The sequence below is a fragment of the Mesorhizobium sp. 43Arga genome (genome assembly GCF_053714255.1).
On sequence record NZ_JBSKBO010000005.1, the window covers coordinates 330,973 to 350,230 of the forward strand.

The window sequence follows — 19,258 nt, forward strand, 5'->3', positions numbered from 1 at the left end:
CATGGCCAAGGTCACTATCCGCAACGAGATCCGCTTCATCCTCAATGGCAGGGATGTCGTGCTGTCCTCCGTGGCGCCAGACGCGACCCTGCTCGACTGGCTGCGGCTCGACCGTTCGCTGCGCGGCACCAAGGAAGGCTGCGCCGAGGGCGATTGCGGCGCCTGCACCGTGCTGGTCGGCAGGCTTTCGGCCGGCGGGCTGGTCTATGAAAGCGTCAATGCCTGTATCCGCTTCCTCGGTTCGCTGGACGGCGCGCATGTCGTGACGGTGGAACATTTGCGTGGTCAGCCCGGCCAGTTGCATCCCGTCCAGCAGGCGATGGTCGATTTCCACGGCTCGCAATGCGGCTTCTGCACGCCGGGCTTCGTTATGTCGCTCTATGGTCTGTGGATGAAGTCGCCGGATCCCTCGAACGCGGCGATTGAAAAGGCGCTGCAGGGCAATCTCTGCCGCTGCACGGGCTATGAGGCGATCATGCGCGCCGCGCACGCCGTCTCCAGCTACGGCAGAGCCGCGAAGGATCCGCTTGCTGCGGAGCGCAAGGCGATCACGGCGAGGCTGGAAGCCTTGCGGGACGGCGCGCGGGTCGAGATCGGTTCGGCCAAGGCGCGGCTCATCGTGCCGGCCAATGTCGATGATTTCGCCACTGTCCTGGACCAGGAACCCGGCGCCACCATCGTTGCCGGCTCGACCGATGTCGGCCTGTGGGTGACCAAACATATGCGCGACATCTCGCCGGCGGTCTTCATCGGCAATCTCGACGGGCTGTGCACCATCGCCGAAGACAAGGGCGTCATTTCGATCGGAGCCGGCGTCACCTACACCGAGGCCTTTTCGACACTGTCGAAACGCATTCCGGCGCTGGGGCCGCTGTTCGACCGCATCGGCGGCGAACAGGTGCGCAACATGGGCACCATCGGCGGCAACATCGCCAACGGCTCGCCGATCGGCGACACCCCGCCGCCGCTGATCGCGCTCGGCGCGCGCCTGACGCTGCGCAAGGGCAAGAAGCGGCGCACGATCCCGCTGGAAACCTTCTTCATCGCCTATGGCAAGCAGGACCGGCAGCCCGGCGAATTCGTCGAGGCCGTGCACGTGCCCGTGCCGGCCAAGGGCGCGAAATTTGCCGTCTACAAGATCACCAAGCGCCGGGACGAGGACATCACCGCTGCCCTCGGCGCCTTCTTCCTGACGCTGGCCATGGACGGCACGGTCGCCGATGTGCGCATCGCTTATGGCGGCATGGCGGCGACCCCGAAGCGGGCGTCTCTTGTCGAAAAGGCGCTGCTCGGCAAGCCATGGACCGAAGAGACGGTCGAGACGGCGATGGCGCAATACGCTGGGGATTTCACCCCGCTTACCGACATGCGGGCCTCAGCCGAGTACCGGGCACTGGCGGCCAAGAACCTGTTGTTGCGCTTCTTCGTCGAAACCTCCGGCACCAAGGCGCCCTTCCAGGTGTCCCGCAACGAGGCGGCATGATGAACAAGCACGCCACGTCAAATCTCAAGGCCGAGAAGATCGTCGGCGGTGTCGCCACCGATCAGCGCCATGATTCCGCCCACAAGCATGTCAGCGGCACCGCCGTCTACATCGACGACATGCCGGAACCATCAGGCACGCTGCATGGCTGCCTCGGGCTCTCGGCCGCCGCGCACGCTACCATCACCCGCATGGACCTTTCGGCGGTGCGCGCTGCTTCCGGAGTCGTCGATGTGCTCACGGCAAAGGATGTGCCGGGCGAGAATGACATTTCGCCGACCGGCCGGCACGATGAGCCGGTGCTCGCCGACGGCAAGGTCGAGTTCTTCGGCCAGCCGATCTTCTGCGTTATCGCCGAAACCCGCGAACAGGCACGCCGCGCCACCAGGCTGGCCAAGGTCGAATACAGTCAATTGCCTTTCGTCACCGACATCGGCGAACTCGATCCGAGGAAGGACAAGCTCGTCACGCCGCCGCTTACCTTGAAGCGCGGCGATGCCGCCGCTGCGATCAAGGCGGCGCCGCGCCGGCTGAAGGGAAAGATGCGCGTCGGCGGCCAGGAGCATTTCTATCTTGAAGGCCATATCGCCATGGCCGTTCCCGGCGAGGATCAGGACGTCACCATCTATTCCTCGACCCAGCATCCGAGCGAAGTCCAGCACATGGTGAGCCATGCGCTCGGCGTACCCAGCAATGCCGTCACGGTGGAGATCCGCCGCATGGGCGGCGGTTTCGGCGGCAAGGAAACGCAGGGCAACCAGTTTGCCGCGCTCGCGGCCATCGCTGCCAAGAAACACCATCGCGCCGTCAAGATCCGGCCCGACCGCGATGACGACATGATCGCGACCGGCAAGCGTCACGATTTCCTCGTCGACTACGAAGTCGGCTTCGACGACGAGGGCAACATTCTCGGTGTCGATTTCATGTTCGCCGCGCGTTGCGGCTTCTCGTCGGACCTGTCAGGCCCGGTGACGGATCGTGCGTTGTTCCATTGCGACAACACCTATTTCTGGCCGGCCGTGCACGCGCAATCGGCGCCGCTCTACACAAACACCGTGTCGAACACCGCCTTCAGGGGCTTCGGCGGCCCGCAAGGCATGGTCGGCGCCGAGCGCGTCATCGATGAGGTGGCGTTCGCGGTCGGCAAGGATCCGCTCGAGATCCGCAAGAAGAATTTCTATGGCACCAGCGACCGCAACATCACGCCCTACCACCAGACGGTCGAGGACAACATCATCCAGCGCATCGTCGCCGAACTCGAGGAGAGCGCCAGCTATGTGCGGCGGCGGCGCGAAATATCGGCCTTCAACGCCAACAGCCGTTTCATCAAGCGCGGCCTGGCGCTCACGCCGGTCAAGTTCGGCATTTCCTTCACGGCCACGCACTACAATCAGGCCGGCGCGCTGGTGCATGTCTACACCGATGGTTCGGTGCATCTGAACCATGGCGGCACCGAGATGGGGCAAGGGCTGTACCTCAAGGTCGCGCAGGTGGTGGCGGAAGAATTCCAGATCGATCTCGACCAGGTGAAGATCACCGCGACCACCACCGGCAAGGTGCCCAACACCTCGGCCACCGCGGCATCGTCCGGTTCGGACCTCAATGGGATGGCGGCACAGAACGGCGCTCGCCAGATCAAGGACCGGCTGACCGATTTCGCCGCCGAGAAATACCAGGTGCCGCACGATCAGGTGCTGTTCCTGCCCAACCGGGTGCGTATCGGCAATCAGGAGATCGCCTTCGCCGATCTCGTCAAGCAGGCCTATATGGCGCGCATCCAGCTCTCGGCCGCGGGCTTCTACAAGACGCCGAAAATCCACTGGAACCGCGACAAGGGCGAGGGCCGCCCTTTCTACTATTTCGCCTACGGCGCCTCCTGCTCGGAAGTCTCGGTCGACACGCTGACCGGCGAATATGTGGTCGAGCGCACCGATATCCTGCACGAGACCGGCCGTTCGCTGAACCGCGCCATCGACCTCGGCCAGATCGAGGGCGGCTTCATCCAGGGCATGGGCTGGCTGACGACGGAGGAATTGTGGTGGGACGACAAGGGCCGGCTGCGCACCCACGCGCCGTCGACCTACAAGATCCCGCTCGCTTCCGACCGGCCGAAGATCTTCAACGTCACTTTGGCCGACTGGCCGGAAGCTGGCGAGCCGACGATCCACCGCTCCAAGGCGGTCGGCGAGCCGCCCTTCCCGCTCGGCATGTCCGTGCTGCATGCGCTGTCGGATGCGGTGGCCAGCATCGCCGACCACAGGATCTGTCCGCGCCTTGATGCTCCGGCAACGCCCGAGCGTGTGCTGATGACGATCGAGCGGCTAAAAGGCGAGGCGAAGGCCTGAATCCGGCAAAACGTGCAATTCAGGCCGAAAAACCCTATGTTTCCCGCACGGGAATGCGAATGATGACTTCGAAAGCGCAAAGCCTGAAAGACTTCCTGGCTGGCCAAGGTCGCATCGCCTTGGTCGAAGTGGCCGGCACCAAGGGCTCGACGCCGCGCGAGAAGGGCGCCTTCATGCTCGTCTCGCGGGAGGCGATTTTCGGCACAATCGGCGGCGGCCAGCTCGAATATATGGCGATCGACAAGGCGCGGCAGATGGTGGCGTCTTCACCCTCCTCCTTATGGGGAGGGTCGGCCGGCAAAGCCGGTTGGGGTGGGGATGCGGCGTTCGAAGGTCCCCCGCCCCGGCCGACTGCGTCGTCCGACCCTCCCCGCAAGGGGGAGGGTAAGGAAGCCCTCATCGACGTCGACGAAATCTGCGCTACCCTAGACATTCCGCTCGGACCGGAGATTGGCCAATGCTGCGGCGGGCGCGTCGAAGTCTTGATCCGGCTCGTCGATATCGATCTCGCCAGCCAGTTGGTCGCGGCGGCGGAAGCCGAAGATGCGCATCTGCCGCATGTCTACATCTTCGGTGGCGGCCATGTCGGCCAGGCTCTGGCATCGGCAATCGCTCTTCTGCCGGTGCACGGCGTCGTCATCGAAACGCGGGCCGAGGCGCTGGACGGCATGCCGGAAACCGTCGAGACGCGGTTGACGCCGATGCCCGAGGCCGAGGTGCGCAATGCGCCCGCCGGCACTGCCTTTGCCATCCTCACCCATGACCATGCGCTGGATTTCCTGATCGTTGCCGAAGCCTTGAAACGCAACGACGCGGCCTATGTCGGCATGATCGGCTCGAGGACCAAGAAGACGACGTTCAGGAACTGGTTCCTGAAATCGGCTGAAGGCACGGAAGCGGAATTTGCGCGCCTCGTCTCGCCGATCGGCGGCGACGCCGTCAAGGACAAGCGCCCACCAGTCATCGCGGCGCTTGCTGCCGCCGAGATCATGACGGCGCTGGTCGTGCGCACCGCTGCGTCAAATGCCGGCCATCAGGTGCAGCGCAGGGTGATGGCTCGCTAAGCTTGCGCTGCGGCTCAGGCCGGCCGCTTCAGGCCCAGATGGTCGCGCAAGGTGCGCCCCTCATAGTCCCGGCGAAACAGGCCGCGCCGCTGCAGTTCCGGCACGACCAGTGTGGCAAAGGCATCGAGTTCGCCGGGGAAATATGCGGGCATGACGTTGAAGCCGTCGGCGGCACCGCCTTCGAACCGCGCCTGCAGCTCGTCGGCGACCTGGGCCGCCGTTCCGACGATGCGCCAATGGCCGCGCGCGCCGGCGAAGTGGCGGGCAAGCTGGCGGATGGAAAGGCCATCGCGGCGCGATTGCTCGACGACCAGCGCCTGCCGGCTTTTCATCCCCTCGCTCTCGGGCAGTTCGGGCAGCGGCCCGTCGATCGGATAGCGCCACAGATCGGAGATGCTGAGATAGCTGGACAGCAGCGCCACGCCGACATCGTCCGGGATCAGTTCCTGCAATTGCTCGTGCTTCGCGCGGGCCTCGGCCTCGGTTTCCGCCACCACCGGTGAGACGCCGGGCATGATCTTGATGTCGTCAGGCTCACGTCCATAGGCGGCCATGCGTCCCTTCAGATCGTCGTAGAAGGCCTTGGCTTCCTCGAAAGTCTGCGCCGCCGTGAACACCACATCGGCGGTGCGGGCGGCAAGGTCGCGGCCGACATCCGAGGCGCCGGCCTGAACCATGACGGGCGCGCCCTGCGGCGAGCGCGGTAGGTCGAGCGGATCACGAACCGAAAAGCTCTGGCCGTCATGGCCGGACGCCTTGCCCTGCCAAAGGCCGGTGACCACCTCGGCAAATTCGCGCGCCCGCTCGTAGCGGTCGGCATGCGGCTTGAGGCCCGTCGAGCCGAAATTGGCGGCCTCGATAGGGCTGGCCGAGGTGACCAGGTTCCAGCCGGCCCGGCCGCCGCTCAGATGGTCGAGCGACAGGAAAGTTCGCGCCAGCCCGTAAGGCTCGTTGTAGCTTGTCGAAGCCGTCGAAACGAGGCCGATGCGGCTGGTCTGTACGGCCAGCGCCGAAAGCAGGCTGATTGGCTCGAACCCGATCGACCGCGACGTCTGGCTGGCGATGCCGATATTGGCTTCGCGCAGGCCTGCGGCGTCCTCGCAGAAGATCATGTCGAACTTCGCTGCCTCCGCCGTGCGCGCCAGCTGGATGTAATGGTCGATGTCGATGCCTGCCGTCACATGCGCCTTGGGATGGCGCCAGGCGGCGATATGATGACCGGTCGCCCAGAGGAAGGCGCCGAGCTTCATCTGCGCGGTCATTGGTCACCACCGCCGGCAAGCCCAAGATGCGAGCGCAACGTCGCCTCGCGATAGCCCTCTCGAACAAGGCCGCGCCGCCGCAACGCCGGCAGAATATGATCGGCGAACTCGTCGAGCGCGGAGGGTTGCAGCGGCAATTGAATATTGAATCCGTCGCAGCTTTTTGCCCGGAATTGAATTTCCAACCTGTCGGCGACAGCGGCCGGCCCTTCATCGGGGGCGAACGAGATACTCGTCAGCACCCTCACAGCGTCCGGATCGCGCCCAGCGGCCGTGGCGCGATGCTTCAGATCATCAAAGCGTATTTTCGCGCTCTCGGCCGACCCGCTCTCCAGCAAAATGACATCGGCGCTGCGGGCAGCAATATCCAGATCAGGCTCGGACAGGCCAGACAGCACCAGCACCGGCGCATCCTGCGGCGAGCGTGCGACGTTCAATGGTCCACGTACCGAAAAGAACTCGCCCTTGTGGTCGAGCAGATGCATTTTCTCAGGATCATGGAAGCGGCCGCCGGTCTTGTCGAACAGCAACGCGTCGACATCCCAGCCCTGCCACAGGCCTTGAACGATGCCGATATACTCCTCGGCCCGGTGACGAAAGTCCGTGTCGGAAAATCCTTCAGGCCGGCTGAAATTGGCGGCTTCGCGGGAGCCCTGCGCCATCGTCGCATTCCAGCCGGCGCGGCCATGGCTGATGATGTCGAGCGAAGCAAAGCGGCGCGCCAGATTGTAGGGCTGGTGGGCAACCGTCGAGGCTGCGGCGACGAGGCCGATTCTGCTCGTCACCGTCGCCAGTGCGGCTAATAAGGTGGTCGCTTCGAAGGGCACGGGACCGGTTACGGCGTCGCGGCTCGAAGCGGGCGCGGAATCGGCAAGCAGCACCATGTCTATCCCGGCCGCTTCGGCTCGTTGCACAAGACCAGCAAGACGGCTGAATTCCGGCTCTTCCCCAGGCGGTGTGTCGGCGGCTCCCGGCAACAGCGAAACGGCAAGATGCATTGTGGCGCCGTTGTCCATCGATGGTTCCCGCGAGACGAAATGGAAACCGGACTATGTTCGCCACATCCAGGGATGGCAACCGCTGGCACTGGGCCAATCGCCGCTCACTTGCCGGCCAGGATATCCTTGATCAGCCGCTGGCAGCGCTCCGCCATGAAGTCGAGCAAAAGCCGCACCTTGGGGTCCTGCAGCTTTTTGTGCGGATAGACGGCGGCGAACTGCACCGGCGTCGGCGGCGTGTTGGCCAGGATCACCTGCAGCCGCCGGTCGCGGATGAACGGTTCGACCTCGAAGCGCGGCTTGTTGATGATGCCGCGCCCCGACAGCGCCCAGCCGGTCAGCACATCGCCATCGTCGGTGTCGTAGGGTCCGTGCACCTCGAATTTCTGCGGCCCGGTCGGGGTCTGCAAGGTCCAGACATATTCGCGCGCACCGGAATAGCGCAGCATCAGGCAGTCGTGTTTCTTGCCGATCAGCTCCTGCGGCTCGGCCGGTTCGCCGCGCGCCTCCAGATATTTCGGCGCCGCCACGAGCACCCGCTCGCATTCCATGATGCCGCGCATCCTGAGGCTGGAATCCTCGATGATGCCGAGCCGGAAGGCGACATCGATGCCTTCCTTCATAATATCGACATTGTGGTCCGAGAGCCTCAGCCGGACCTCAATATCAGGATATTTGTCGTGGAAATCGGGAATACCGGAAGCCACCAGCCGACGGCCAAGGCCTAGGGGTGCGGTCACGCGGATCGTGCCGCGTGGCTGGCCGGAAAGTGCTGATACCGCCGCTTCCGCTTCGGTGATCGCCTCCAGCACCTGCTTGGCGCCCGAGTAGAAAACCGTGCCGTGCTCGGTCGGCATCAATTGCCGCGTCGTGCGGTTGAACAGCCGCACGCCCAGATGCTTCTCCAGTTCCTTGATGCGGTTGGAGGCGACCGCCGGCGAAATGCGCATGTCGCGGCCGGCCGCCGACAGATTGCCGAGTTCGACGACGCGGACGAAGACGGCGATGTTGTCGAGATAGGCCATGCGGGGCACCTTCGCCGGTTTTCGGCGACAAACCTAGTATTTTCCATTTTTTTTTGAAAGTCATCGTACACCTCACCTCTTTCCGTTTGCGCGCGACGCCGTAAAGTCGCGTCATCGGCAGGGACGACTTCAATGATGGATTTCGCGATTTTCTGGGACTGGCTGAGCTTCGCCGTGCGGTGGCTGCATGTCATCACCGGCATCGCCTGGATCGGCTCGTCCTTCTATTTCGTCGCGCTCGATCTCGGCCTGCGCCAGCGGCCGGGCATGCCGGTCGGCGCCTTCGGCGAGGAATGGCAGGTGCATGGCGGCGGCTTCTACCACATCCAGAAATATCTGGTGGCGCCAGCCGAGATGCCGGAGCACCTGACCTGGTTCAAATGGGAATCCTACGCCACCTGGCTGTCCGGCTTCGCCATGCTGTGCGTGGTCTATTACGCCGGCGCCGATCTGTTCCTGATCGATCCCAATGTGCTGCCCATGTCGGTGCCGGTCGGCATCCTTTTGTCCATGGCCACGATCGGCGTCGGCTGGGTGGTCTATGATCTGCTCTGCCGCTCGCCGCTCGGCAAAAGCGACACCGGCCTGATGCTGGTGCTTTACTGCGTACTGGTGTTCATCGCCTGGGGGCTGACGCATCTGTTCACCGGCCGCGCCGCCTTCCTGCATCTGGGCGCGATCACCGCCACGATCATGTCGGCCAACGTCTTCATGGTCATCATCCCCAACCAGAAGATCGTCGTCGCCGACCTCATCGCCGGCCGCAAGCCCGACCCGAAATACGGCAAGATCGCCAAGCAGCGCTCGCTCCACAACAACTATCTGACGCTGCCGGTTCTGTTCCTGATGCTGTCGAACCACTATCCGCTGGCGTTCGGCACGCAGTTCAACTGGGTCATCGCCTCGCTGGTGTTCATCATCGGCGTCTTGATCCGCCACTATTTCAACACCGTGCACAAGCGGGCAGGCAACCCGCACTGGACCTGGCTCGGCGCGCTCGTCCTGTTCATCATCATCATCTGGCTGTCGACCGTGCCGAAGGTGCTGACCGGTGAGCCCAAGGCGTCCGCCTCGGCGGACATCTATATCGCTTCCGCGCATTTCCCGGCGGTGCGCGACACCGTGCTCGGCCGCTGCTCGATGTGCCACGCGCAAGAGCCGGTCTACGAAGGCATCTATCACGCGCCCAAGGGCGTGATGCTCGACACCGATGCAGACATCGCCAACCACGCCCGCGAGATCTATCTGCAGGCCGGCCGCAGCCACGCCATGCCACCCGCCAATGTCTCTGAGATCACCGACAAGGAACGGGCGCTGCTGGTGGCCTGGTTCGAAGGCGCGGGGAAATAAGCATGACCTCGACACTCCTGCGCGGCCGCACGCTGTCCTTCGTGCGCTGGCCCGAGACCATCGACGACCATTCGGCCTGGCGTTACGAGGAGGATGGCGGCCTGCTGATAAGCGACGGTCGGATCGTCGCCTCGGGCGCCTACCACGATGTCGAGAATCAGGCTGGTGAGGGGGCCAAAAAAATCGACCACCGGCCGCACCTCTTGCTGCCGGGTTTTATCGACACCCATGTGCATTTCCCGCAGATGCAGGTCATCGCCTCTTACGGCGCCGAACTGCTCGACTGGCTGAACACCTACACTTTTCCCGAAGAAACGAAATACGCCAACGCGCAGCATGGCCGCCGCATCGCGCGGCTGTTCCTCGACGAGATGGTGCGGCACGGCACCACGACGGTTGTCGCCTACTGCTCGGTGCACAAGGCTTCCGCCGAAGCCTTTTTCGCCGAGTCGCATGACCGTAACATGCTCAACATCGCCGGCAAGGTGATGATGGACCGCAACGCACCCGAAGGCGTGCTCGACACGCCGCAATCCGGCTATGACGACACCAAGGCGCTGATCAACGAGTGGCACGGCAAGGGGCGCCAGCATTATGCCATCACGCCGCGCTTCGCCATCACCTCCTCGCCGGAGCAGATGGAGATGGCCGGCGCGCTGTGCCGCGAGCATCCCGACCTGCACATGCAGACGCACCTGTCGGAAAACCACGCCGAGATCGCCTTCACGCAGCAGCTTTACCCCTGGTCGCGCGACTACACCGACGTCTACGAACATTACGGGTTGCTGGGCAAAAACAGCCTGTTCGGGCACTGCATCCACCTGTCGGAGCGTGAGGCGGACGCACTATCACAGAGCGGCTCGGTGGCGGTGTTCTGCCCGACCTCGAACCTGTTCCTCGGCTCCGGCCTGTTCGACTATCAGCGCTTCCGGCGCAGGGACAAGCCGCTCAGAATCGCTGCCGCTACCGATGTCGGCGGCGGCACTAACTATTCCATGCTGCGCACCATGGACGAGGGCTACAAGGTGATCGCGCTGAATGGCGAAAAGCTCAACCCGTTCCAGTCTTTCTGGCAGATCACGCGCGGCAATGCCGAGGCGCTGTCGGTGGCCAGCAAGATCGGTACGCTGGATCAGGGCACCGACGCCGACATCGTCGTGCTCGACGCCAGGGCGACGCCGGCGATGCGGCTGAGGATGGAAACGGCGCAGACGCTGGCGCAGGAATTGTTCCTGCTGCAGACACTGGGTGACGACCGCGCCGTGCGCGAGGTCTATGTCGCGGGGCGGGCTGCCAAGAGCGAAATGATCGCGGGGTAGGCCGCCGCGACGAGAGCTTGACCGGGCGGAGCTTGTCGTACAAACGACGTGTGACGATTTTCGGAGAAAGAAAATGGCCGCTGCGGACGACATCGCTCTGATCCGGAAACAGGAAGAGATGCTGGTCTTTCCTGCCTTCGATGAGGCCGTCGCCTTCAAGATCGGCTCCGCGATCCGCCACCGCGCAATCACCGAAAACCTGCCCATCATCGTCGACATCAGGCTGTGGGACCGGCCGCTGTTCTATGCGGCCATGCCGGGGTCAAATGCTTCCAATCCCGATTGGGCGCGCCGCAAGATCAATGTAGTGAAACGGTTCCTGAGAAGCACCTACCGCATGGTGCTGGAGCAGCAGCGCCCTGACCGCGCCTTCAAGATCGGCGAGGGCCTCGACGTCTCCGACTATGTGCTCGCCGGCGGCGGTTTTCCGGTGACGGTCAAAGGCGCCGGCGTCATCGGCGTGATCGCGGTCTCCGGGCTGCCGGAGCGCGAGGATCACGGCGTGGTCGTCGATGCGCTGTGCGACCACCTGGGTGTTGACAAGCGTGGACTGGCGCTGGCTACGGAAGCCGAATGACCGTGCTCGATCCCAAGGCCTTCCTCATCTCGATCTTCAACGCCGCCGTTGCCGCTGCCGATCCGGAACGGACGATCAGGGATCATCTGCCGGCCAGGCCAAAGGGCCGCACCATCGTCATCGGTGCCGGCAAAGGCTCGGCGCAGATGGCCGCGGCTTTCGAGAAGGTCTGGGACGGGCCGATCGAAGGGCTGGTCGTCACCCGCTATGGCTATGGTGCGAAATGTGAGCGCATCGAGATCATCGAAGCGGCGCATCCAGTGCCGGACGCTGCTGGCCTCGAGGCCTCGCGCCGTCTGCTCGCCAAGGTCCAGGGTCTCACGGAGGATGATCTGGTCGTGGCGCTAATATCGGGTGGCGGCTCGGCCCTGCTGCCGTCGCCGGCCGCCGGACTGACACTCGCCGACGAGATCGCCGTCAACGAGGCACTTCTCGCCTCCGGCGCGCCGATCGCGGCGATGAACACCATCCGCAAGCATGTCTCGACCATCAAGGGCGGCCGGCTGGCCGCCGCCGCATGGCCGGCCAAGGTGGTGTCGCTGGTTGTCTCCGACATTCCCGGCGACAATCCGGCCCTTGTCGCCTCCGGCCCGACGGTCCCGGATACGGGCAGCCGGGAAGATGCGCTGGCGTCGATATTGGCCTATGGCATGAAGCTGCCGGCCTCGGTGATGGCGCATATCCATTCGCCGGCGGCCGATGCGCCAGATCCCGGAGATGAGCGCTTTTTGCGCAATGAGGTGCATCTGATCGCCTCGGCCGGGGTGTCGCTGGAAGCAGCGGCGGCGGAAGCCAAGCGGCAAGGGATAGAGGCCGTCATCCTCTCCGACGCCATCGAGGGCGAAGCGCGTGAGGTCGGCGGCGTCCATGCGGCCATCGCGCGCGAAGTGGCGACGCGCAACCGGCCGTTTTCGAAGCCGGTGCTCATTCTCTCGGGTGGCGAAACAACCGTGACCTTGCGGGCAAAAGGCAAGGGTGGCCGCAATTCGGAATTCCTGCTCGCCTTCGCCATCGGCGTCAACGGCATGCAAGGCATCGATGCCCTCGCCGCCGATACCGACGGCATCGACGGTTCGGAAAACAATGCCGGGGCCTTTGCCGACGCTTCGACCGTGTCGCGCATGCGCGCGGCCGGCGTCGACGCCAAGGCAATGCTGGCCGGCAACAATGCGTGGACGGCGTTCAATGCGGTTGGCGATCTGTTTGTACCGGGGCCTACGGGCACGAATGTCAATGATCTCAGGGCGATCCTGATCCGATAGGTGACCGGTTCAGGTAGCCATTAACCGCTTCACCTCTATCATATCCCGCAGGAAACGCTCGCGCTCGGCCTCCTTGTCGGCAGGCTCATGGATGCGCAGGATGAAGGACGGATGGATGGTGATGAACACGCGCAGGCCGTCCTCGCGTTCGATCATCTGGCCGCGCATCTTCGTCACTGGGATAGCCTTGCCCAGCAAAGACAAGGCAGCCGTTGCGCCGAGCGCCACCGCCAGTTCCGGCTTGATCAGTGCGAATTCCCGGTCGATCCACCAGCGGCAGGCCTGCACCTCACCGGAATTCGGCTTGGAATGGATGCGGCGCTTGCCGCGCGGCTCGAATTTGAAGTGCTTGACCGCGTTGGTGACGTAGACTTTTTGGCGGTCCACACCCGCATCGTCGAGGATCGCGTCAAACACCTTGCCCGCCGGACCGACGAAAGGTTTGCCGGCGAGATCTTCCTGATCGCCGGGCTGTTCGCCGACGAAGATGACCTTGGCATTGTCAGGTCCCTCGCCGAACACCGTCTGCGTCGCATCGCGCCAAAGCGGGCAGCGGCGGCAGCCTTTCGCGGCCTCGCGCAGCTCGGAAATCGATCCGTCGAAATGTTCATCCAGTACCTGTCGGGCACGCGAAGCGCGTCCCGCGGCTGTGTTCGTCCGGTGCGGCAGGATTGCTGTCATCTGTCTCATCCATTTCGACAGGGAAATGGACGTGGCGGATGATGGTTCCCGATCCTCACACCTCGTGCAAATAGAGATGATAATCCAGTTCGCCGACCGTGCGCGCCACGCGCAGATATTCGGACTGTTTGATCGCCACGAAGGTGCGGTGCAAATCCTCGCCGAGCGCACCTTTCAGGAAGCTGGAGGCCTTGGCTGCTTCGATCGCGGCGCGCCAGTCCGCCGGCATCGTCGTGCGGGTGACGGCCGCCTCGTAGCCATTGCCGGTCGTTTCGGGACCTGGATCGAGCCCTTCATCGAGACCTTTGATGATCCCGGCCAGCACCGTCGCGGCGATCAGGTAGGGGTTGGCGTCGACGCCGGACGGCCGATGCTCGATGCGCCGATTCCTGGCGTCGCCCGCCGGCACGCGCAGCGCCACCGAACGGTTGTTGACGCCCCAGGTCGGCGCCACAGGCGCATAGGATCGCGAGACGAAACGCCGCCAGGAATTGGCGTGCGGCGCAAACACCAGCATCGATTCCGCCATCGTCTGGATCAGTCCCCCAAGCCCTTGCAGCAGGGGCAGCGACCAGCTCTCGCCGCCGGCTTCGGCAAACACGTTTCGGCCGGCTCTGTCCTGCAGCGAGACGTGGAAATGCATGCCCGAGCCGGCATATTTCTCGATCGGCTTGGCCATGAAACAGGCGGTGACGCCGTGGCGGCGCGCCTGCGCCCGCACCAGCCGCTTAAGCATGACGAGGTCGTCGGCTGCCCGCATCACATCCTTGCGGTAGTTCAGCGTCAGTTCGTACTGGCCGGGCGCATATTCTGAAATCACCGTCTCGGCCGGAATGCCTTGCACCTTGGCGGCGGCGTAAATGTCTGAGAACAGCGGCTCCATGCCGTGCAGATGGTCGACGGAATAGACTTCCGTCTTGCCCGAAACGCGGCCATCGAGCACCGCGCGCGCCGGCTGCACCTTGCCGTCGGCGTCGCGCTCATTGGCCAGCAGGAAGAATTCCAGCTCGAAGGCGCCCGCCGGGTAAAGGCCTTTGGCCGCGAGGATATCGACCTGCCGGGCTAGCGCCAGGCGCGGGTCCGACGACATGGGCTGGCCGTCGAGATGATACATCGCCATAAGCACTTGGCCGCGCGGCGGGTTGGTGCCGTAGAGTGGCACCAGCGTGCCGGGGATCGGCCATGCCCTGAGGTCGCCGTCGCCGGTCGTCCAGATCAGTCCGGTCTCGTGCACGTCCTCGCCGGTGATGTCGAGGCCGAGGATCGAGATCGGCATATGCCGGCCACCCTCGAAAATGCTTTTCAGCTCATGTCGGCGCACGATCTTGCCGCGGCCGACGCCATTGGCGTCGGTCAGCACGATATCGAAGGCTTCGATCTCGGGATGGACGTCGAGAAAGGCTTGCGCCTCGGCGGGCGAAGACCCCGAAGGGGAGGTCACGATGGCGTTGTCCATGGCTGCTTGTCTCATGCCGCAAGCTTTGCCGCAACCGCGCCGAAGGCGCTGATCAGCCGGTTGACCTGGGCGCCTGACGTCGCCGGCGAGATCAGCATCATATTGTGGAAGGGCGCGATCAGCACGCCGCGATTGACCAGAGCGACATGGATGGCGGCCTCGAGCTCCGGCGCGTGCGCCCCTTCAGCCTCTGCGCCGTTGCGCAATGGGCCGGGCGCGCAGATGAACTCGACGCGGGCGCCGACGCGTGCGACATGCCAGGGCAGGCGATGGCGGTCGATCACCCCGGTCAGTCCGGCATCCAGACGCCGCGCCAGATGGTCCATGCGGTCATAATTCTCCGCCGTCATCACCTCTTCCAGCGTTGCGCGCATGGTGGCGAACTGCAGCGGGTTGGCCGAAAGCGTCGTGCCCATGCCGGAATAGCCGGGCTCCTTCGTCCTGTTGTAGTCGGCGTAGCGCGAGGCGACGTCATCGCTCATGCCCCACACGCTTGCCGGCACGCCGCCGGCGATCGGCTTGCCCAGCACGAAGAAGTCGGGTTCCAGCCCGTATTTCCTGGTGTAGCCGCCGGGGCCGGTCGAGATGGTGTGCGTCTCGTCGATCAGGAGCAGCGTACCGGTCTCGCGCGTCAGTCTGCGCAGCGCGTCATGGAAGCCGGGGTCAGCCAGCACCATGCAGGAATTGGTCAGCACCGGTTCGGCGATGACGCAGGCCACGTCCTTGTCCTTGAGCGCTGCTTCAAGTGCTGCAACATCGTTGAACTCGATGACCTTGGCCGTGCGGGTCAGGTCGCGGTATTCGCCCGCCAGTCCCGGTCGGTTTACCGGCCTGCCGCCGATCAGCCGCACCATCGTCTCGTCGACCGAGCCGTGATAGCAGCCGTTGAAGACCAGGATTTTTTCGCGCCCCGTGACGGCGCGGGCCACGCGCAGCGCAAAGCGGTTGGCGTCGGTCGCCGTCGTCGCGATCTGCCAGAACGGCAGGCCGAAACGCTGCTGCAGCAGCGGCCCGATGGCAAGTGCGTCTTCCGAGGGCAGCATATAGGTCAGGCCGCGCGCGGCCTGGCGGCGGATGGCCCGTGCCACCGGCGGTGGCGAGTGGCCGAACATCGAACCGGTGTCGCCAAGGCAGAAATCGTCGAGCCTGTTGCCGTCTATGTCGGTGATCGCAGCGCCTTTGGCGCTGTCGACCAGGATCGGAAATGGCGTCGGCCAGTCGTTCATCCAGTGCATCGGCACGCCGCCGAAGAAGCCGGGCAGGCCGTTGCCGACCTTGGCCTGCGATTTCGGTCGCGCCTTGCGGAAGGCCGCGCCTTCCGTCTCGCGCAATTGCGCGATGCGGTCGCGGCTGATGCCGCCGATGGACGTCCTTGAACTGTCGCTGCTGTGCATGAAAACCCTCGCGTCCGTCCCTCTTAGCCAATCCCTGTCCGCGACCGCAATTGGCCGCGCGCCTGTTCTGCATTGGCTCAGCCGCCTGCGGCGGCGCTTGACCGTGCTGGCGACGTCAGCGCCAATATGAGCGGGAATTGAGGTGGGGGAACAAAATGCGGACGATCATCGGTGTGGCAATGTTTCTGGTGTCGGCGGGCACGGCCTTCGCCTCGGGCGGTATCTGGTGCAACGTCGACGACACGGCGGTGACATTCGACGTCGCCGCCGGTGTCGCCAGAGGCATGGGCGGCCCGACTTTCAACTTTCGCGGCGATCTCGAAATCAAGGCGAGGCCAGCTGGCGATGGATTGCGCAAGACGGCGTTCGAGGATTCCAACCTGACCCAGTACTGGCTGGACGACAAGGAGCTGCGGCTGAACATCTACCGCGAGCACCAGGAGGCAAACACCTTCAATTCGGTCGAACTGACGATCCTGACCAAGGCCAGCGACGAAGGGGTCTATGATGGCCAGTACACGCTTGCCGTCTATGACAATGCCGCCGACACCGACAAGGATGGCAAGCCGGCGGAATTGACGGGCAAGGTGTCGTGCGGGGCTGAGTGATCCGCGGTCTTGAGAAACTAGGCAGTGATGTCGATCACGCCGCAATCACCGGCCGCACTGCCGAAGGCGATGCGGCGCTCTTCCCTGTCCCACATCATCGCGGTGATGGCGCCCTTGCCTTGCCGGCGCAACAGCACTTCCTTGGCGTCGGCGAAGCGCGCGGCGATCACCATACCGTCCTCGTAGCCGATCGCCACGACATCCTGGCTTGGATGGCATGCCACGCAAGTTACCATCGTGTTGCCGCGCGTGCCGAGTTCCAGCGGCGCCTTGCCCATCGGCCCGTCCTTGCCTGAAAACGGCCAGACGATCGCCGCTGGCGCGCCGGAACTCGCTAGCCATTTGCCTTTGGCGCTCCATGACAGGCTTTTGACCTTGCCGGGATAGCCGCTCATGCGCATATGCTTGCCGTCGGCCAGCTTCCAGCCATGCAGGGCGTTTTCCTGCATGGTGGTGACGAGGAAAGCGCCATCCGGCGAGAAGGTTATGCCGGTATGGGCGCCGGCCCATTCGAGCTCCACCGGCTTGCCCTCGGCGGCCGGGAAATGCAGCGTCGCGCCATTGTAGCGGGCAACGCCGAAGCGCATGCCCTTGGGCGAAAACGCCAGTCCCTCGACCGAGCGCGGATGGCCAAATTCCTTGGTCTTGCCATCGGCGAAGCGCACGAAGGCGGTCTTGCCCGTGGCATAGGCGATGGCGCCTTGCGGCCCGGCGGCAACGCTGGTGACCCACTTCTTGCCGGCGCTGGCCACTTCGCTGAATTCGCCGCCCGCCTTGACGGCAAACACCTTGCCATCCTCGCCGCCGGTGATCAGCCGGTCGTTGGCTGAATCATGGAAGGCGGCGAGCAGCCCGTCATTGGCCTGGACCGTCTTGTGGCCATTGTCGAGCCGATGGACGGCGCCATCGGCCAGCCCGAAATGCGGAACATCGCCAAGAAAGACGGCGGCAACGCAATGGCCTTCGAGGTCGAGGGGGGCGACGGTTGGCATGTAAGACAAGTCCATTCCAGATAGTTGCTGGTCGTCTACCCTGCCGAGGTTGCTGGCGCGGCTAGGTGCGGCTCCGCCTTCTCCCCTTGTGGGAGAAGGTGGATCGGCGCGCAGCGCCGAGACGGATGAGGGGTGCGCGACGGAGTGCCGCCATTGCCAAGCTGGAATACCCCTCATCCGACCTCGCTTCGCGAGGCCACCTTCTCCCACAAGGGGAGAAGGAAAGAAGGGGCAGCGCTAGCGGCATAAGGCCCGGAAATCAAGCCGCCTGGCAGGCCTCGAAACTCTTCTTCAGCCGCTCGGCGTCGAGTTCGCGGCCGATGAACACCAGCCGGCTCTCATGTTTCTCGCCGTCTTTCCAGGCGCGCTGATGGTCGCCCTCGATGATCATGTGCACGCCCTGGATGACGTAGCGTTCATCATCGCCCCTCAAGGCAATGATGCCTTTCAACCGCAGGATGTTGGGGCCTTCCATCTGGGTGATCTTCTCGATCCACGGGAAGAATTTCTTCGGGTCCATCTCGCCGCCGCGCAGCGACACCGACTGCACCGTCACATCATGGATGTCGGAGGGATGCGCATGGTCGTGATGATCGTGCCCGTCATGATCATGATGGTGGTGATCATGGTCGTGATGATCATGATCATGATCGTGATGATGGTGGTCGTCATGCGCCTCGAGGAAATGCGGATCGTTCTCCAGCGCCCGGGAGAGATCGAAGGCGCCGCGGTCGAGCACTTCCGACAGGGCGACGCCGGCGCGCGTCGTGCGATGGATCCTCGCCGCCGGATTGATGGCGCGGATCGTCGCCTCGACCTTGGCGAGCTCTTCGGGGGTGACCAGGTCGGTCTTGTTGAGCACGACGACATCGGCGAAAGCAATCTGGTCTTCGGCTTCCTTGGAATCCTTGAGCCTGAGCGGCAAATGCTTGGCATCGACCAGCGCCACCACCGCATCGAGCTTGGTCTTGGAGCGCACATCGTCGTCCATGAAGAAGGTCTGCGCCACCGGTACCGGATCGGCGAGACCGGTGGTCTCGACTACGATGGCGTCGAAGCGCCCCGGCCGGCGCATCAGGCCCTCGACGACGCGGATCAGGTCGCCGCGCACCGTGCAGCAGACGCAGCCATTGTTCATCTCGTAGATTTCCTCGTCGGATTCCACGATCAGGTCATTGTCGATGCCGATTTCGCCGAATTCATTGACGATGACCGCGTAGCGCCTGCCATGGTTCTCCGACAGGATACGGTTGAGCAGCGTCGTCTTGCCGGCGCCGAGATAGCCGGTGAGAACGGTTACGGGGATCTGCGTCTGTGCGTCGCTCATGGCTTGCCTCGAGATGACTGGGCCTTGAAACCAGGCCACAAAAAGGGATTGTCGGTTCCATATAGGATGTGTGCCGGGCTTTTGCACGGGGCAAACCGATGGGCCAAAGCGGCCG

16 protein-coding genes are annotated in these 19,258 nt (G+C 64.1%); 8 read left to right on the top strand and 8 right to left on the bottom strand.

The window, feature by feature from the left end; all coding sequences use genetic code 11:
- Nucleotide 1: 1 nt before the first annotated feature.
- From xdhA to xdhC, 3 genes are all read left to right on the top strand, one after another.
- A complete protein-coding gene (xdhA, locus tag ACWGS8_RS19800) occupies nt 2-1,483 on the top strand; it encodes a xanthine dehydrogenase small subunit (protein WP_454582500.1) in 1,482 nt (493 codons plus the stop codon).
- Nucleotides 1,483-3,828 (top strand): xanthine dehydrogenase molybdopterin binding subunit, encoded by a 2,346-nt coding sequence (xdhB, locus tag ACWGS8_RS19805; RefSeq protein ID WP_454582501.1) that lies wholly within the window; start codon nt 1,483-1,485, stop codon nt 3,826-3,828. Before xdhA ends, xdhB begins: the two co-directional genes overlap by 1 nt.
- A 62-nt stretch (nt 3,829-3,890) precedes the next feature.
- Complete coding sequence (gene xdhC / locus ACWGS8_RS19810) at nt 3,891-4,892, top strand: xanthine dehydrogenase accessory protein XdhC (protein ID WP_454582654.1); 1,002 nt, start codon at nt 3,891-3,893, stop codon at nt 4,890-4,892.
- A gap of 14 nt (nt 4,893-4,906) precedes the next feature.
- Here xdhC and ACWGS8_RS19815 read toward each other — a convergent pair whose 3' ends face one another.
- From ACWGS8_RS19815 to ACWGS8_RS19825, 3 genes are all read right to left on the bottom strand, one after another.
- Entirely contained in the window at nt 4,907-6,154 is a 1,248-nt protein-coding gene (locus ACWGS8_RS19815; protein WP_454582502.1) for an LLM class flavin-dependent oxidoreductase, read from the bottom strand.
- Nucleotides 6,151-7,170, bottom strand: coding sequence for an LLM class flavin-dependent oxidoreductase (locus ACWGS8_RS19820; RefSeq protein WP_454582503.1), 1,020 nt, complete (start codon nt 7,168-7,170; stop codon nt 6,151-6,153). Before ACWGS8_RS19820 ends, ACWGS8_RS19815 begins: the two co-directional genes overlap by 4 nt.
- Nucleotides 7,171-7,256: 86 nt before the next feature.
- Nucleotides 7,257-8,177, bottom strand: coding sequence for a LysR family transcriptional regulator (locus tag ACWGS8_RS19825; RefSeq protein WP_010912979.1), 921 nt, complete (start codon nt 8,175-8,177; stop codon nt 7,257-7,259).
- Between the two features lie 132 nt (nt 8,178-8,309).
- Between ACWGS8_RS19825 and ACWGS8_RS19830 the strand changes: the two genes are divergently transcribed.
- From ACWGS8_RS19830 to ACWGS8_RS19845, 4 genes are all read left to right on the top strand, one after another.
- Entirely contained in the window at nt 8,310-9,527 is a 1,218-nt protein-coding gene (locus tag ACWGS8_RS19830) for a urate hydroxylase PuuD (RefSeq protein ID WP_454582504.1), read from the top strand.
- 2 nt (nt 9,528-9,529) lie between these two features.
- Nucleotides 9,530-10,846 (top strand): guanine deaminase, encoded by a 1,317-nt coding sequence (gene guaD, locus ACWGS8_RS19835; RefSeq protein ID WP_454582505.1) that lies wholly within the window; start codon nt 9,530-9,532, stop codon nt 10,844-10,846.
- 73 nt (nt 10,847-10,919) lie between these two features.
- Nucleotides 10,920-11,423 (top strand): heme-degrading domain-containing protein, encoded by a 504-nt coding sequence (locus ACWGS8_RS19840; RefSeq protein ID WP_454582506.1) that lies wholly within the window; start codon nt 10,920-10,922, stop codon nt 11,421-11,423.
- A complete protein-coding gene (locus tag ACWGS8_RS19845) occupies nt 11,420-12,685 on the top strand; it encodes a glycerate kinase type-2 family protein (RefSeq protein ID WP_454582507.1) in 1,266 nt (421 codons plus the stop codon). The genes ACWGS8_RS19840 and ACWGS8_RS19845 overlap by 4 nt, the downstream gene beginning before the upstream one ends.
- A gap of 9 nt (nt 12,686-12,694) precedes the next feature.
- Here the strand turns inward: ACWGS8_RS19845 and ACWGS8_RS19850 are convergent, their stop codons facing one another.
- From ACWGS8_RS19850 to ACWGS8_RS19860, 3 genes are read right to left on the bottom strand one after another with little or no spacing between them, the layout of a single operon-like run.
- Complete coding sequence (locus ACWGS8_RS19850) at nt 12,695-13,366, bottom strand: UdgX family uracil-DNA binding protein (RefSeq protein WP_454582508.1); 672 nt, start codon at nt 13,364-13,366, stop codon at nt 12,695-12,697.
- 55 nt (nt 13,367-13,421) lie between these two features.
- A complete protein-coding gene (locus ACWGS8_RS19855; RefSeq protein WP_454582509.1) occupies nt 13,422-14,822 on the bottom strand; it encodes a glutamine synthetase family protein in 1,401 nt (466 codons plus the stop codon).
- 11 nt (nt 14,823-14,833) lie between these two features.
- Nucleotides 14,834-16,216 (bottom strand): aspartate aminotransferase family protein, encoded by a 1,383-nt coding sequence (locus tag ACWGS8_RS19860; protein ID WP_454582510.1) that lies wholly within the window; start codon nt 16,214-16,216, stop codon nt 14,834-14,836.
- A gap of 155 nt (nt 16,217-16,371) precedes the next feature.
- Here ACWGS8_RS19860 and ACWGS8_RS19865 point away from each other — a divergent pair, with 155 nt between their 5' ends.
- Entirely contained in the window at nt 16,372-16,824 is a 453-nt protein-coding gene (locus ACWGS8_RS19865) for a hypothetical protein (protein WP_454582511.1), read from the top strand.
- Between the two features lie 17 nt (nt 16,825-16,841).
- On the opposite strand, the gene ACWGS8_RS19870 is transcribed toward ACWGS8_RS19865, so the two are convergent.
- Entirely contained in the window at nt 16,842-17,816 is a 975-nt protein-coding gene (locus tag ACWGS8_RS19870) for a WD40 repeat domain-containing protein (protein WP_454582512.1), read from the bottom strand.
- A gap of 259 nt (nt 17,817-18,075) precedes the next feature.
- Nucleotides 18,076-19,143 carry a CobW family GTP-binding protein gene (locus ACWGS8_RS19875; RefSeq protein ID WP_454582513.1) on the bottom strand — a complete coding sequence of 356 codons (1,068 nt, stop codon included), beginning with the start codon at nt 19,141-19,143 and terminating at the stop codon, nt 18,076-18,078.
- Between the last annotated feature and the right edge of the window lie 115 nt (nt 19,144-19,258).

What these genes read in the sequence shown, in the direction of transcription:
- ACWGS8_RS19845 (WP_454582507.1), top strand. Translation starts at nt 11,420, where the DNA reads ATGACCGTGCTCGATCCCAAGGCCTTCCTCATCTCGATCTTCAACGCC.
- ACWGS8_RS19855 (WP_454582509.1), bottom strand. Translation starts at nt 14,822, where the DNA reads ATGGACAACGCCATCGTGACCTCCCCTTCGGGGTCTTCGCCCGCCGAG.
- ACWGS8_RS19860 (WP_454582510.1), bottom strand. Translation starts at nt 16,216, where the DNA reads ATGCACAGCAGCGACAGTTCAAGGACGTCCATCGGCGGCATCAGCCGC.
- xdhB (WP_454582501.1), top strand. Translation starts at nt 1,483, where the DNA reads ATGAACAAGCACGCCACGTCAAATCTCAAGGCCGAGAAGATCGTCGGC.
- ACWGS8_RS19850 (WP_454582508.1), bottom strand. Translation starts at nt 13,366, where the DNA reads ATGACAGCAATCCTGCCGCACCGGACGAACACAGCCGCGGGACGCGCT.
- ACWGS8_RS19820 (WP_454582503.1), bottom strand. Translation starts at nt 7,170, where the DNA reads ATGGACAACGGCGCCACAATGCATCTTGCCGTTTCGCTGTTGCCGGGA.
- ACWGS8_RS19830 (WP_454582504.1), top strand. Translation starts at nt 8,310, where the DNA reads ATGATGGATTTCGCGATTTTCTGGGACTGGCTGAGCTTCGCCGTGCGG.
- xdhA (WP_454582500.1), top strand. Translation starts at nt 2, where the DNA reads ATGGCCAAGGTCACTATCCGCAACGAGATCCGCTTCATCCTCAATGGC.
- xdhC (WP_454582654.1), top strand. Translation starts at nt 3,891, where the DNA reads ATGACTTCGAAAGCGCAAAGCCTGAAAGACTTCCTGGCTGGCCAAGGT.
- ACWGS8_RS19825 (WP_010912979.1), bottom strand. Translation starts at nt 8,177, where the DNA reads ATGGCCTATCTCGACAACATCGCCGTCTTCGTCCGCGTCGTCGAACTC.
- ACWGS8_RS19840 (WP_454582506.1), top strand. Translation starts at nt 10,920, where the DNA reads ATGGCCGCTGCGGACGACATCGCTCTGATCCGGAAACAGGAAGAGATG.
- ACWGS8_RS19815 (WP_454582502.1), bottom strand. Translation starts at nt 6,154, where the DNA reads ATGACCGCGCAGATGAAGCTCGGCGCCTTCCTCTGGGCGACCGGTCAT.
- ACWGS8_RS19870 (WP_454582512.1), bottom strand. Translation starts at nt 17,816, where the DNA reads ATGCCAACCGTCGCCCCCCTCGACCTCGAAGGCCATTGCGTTGCCGCC.
- guaD (WP_454582505.1), top strand. Translation starts at nt 9,530, where the DNA reads ATGACCTCGACACTCCTGCGCGGCCGCACGCTGTCCTTCGTGCGCTGG.
- ACWGS8_RS19865 (WP_454582511.1), top strand. Translation starts at nt 16,372, where the DNA reads ATGCGGACGATCATCGGTGTGGCAATGTTTCTGGTGTCGGCGGGCACG.
- ACWGS8_RS19875 (WP_454582513.1), bottom strand. Translation starts at nt 19,143, where the DNA reads ATGAGCGACGCACAGACGCAGATCCCCGTAACCGTTCTCACCGGCTAT.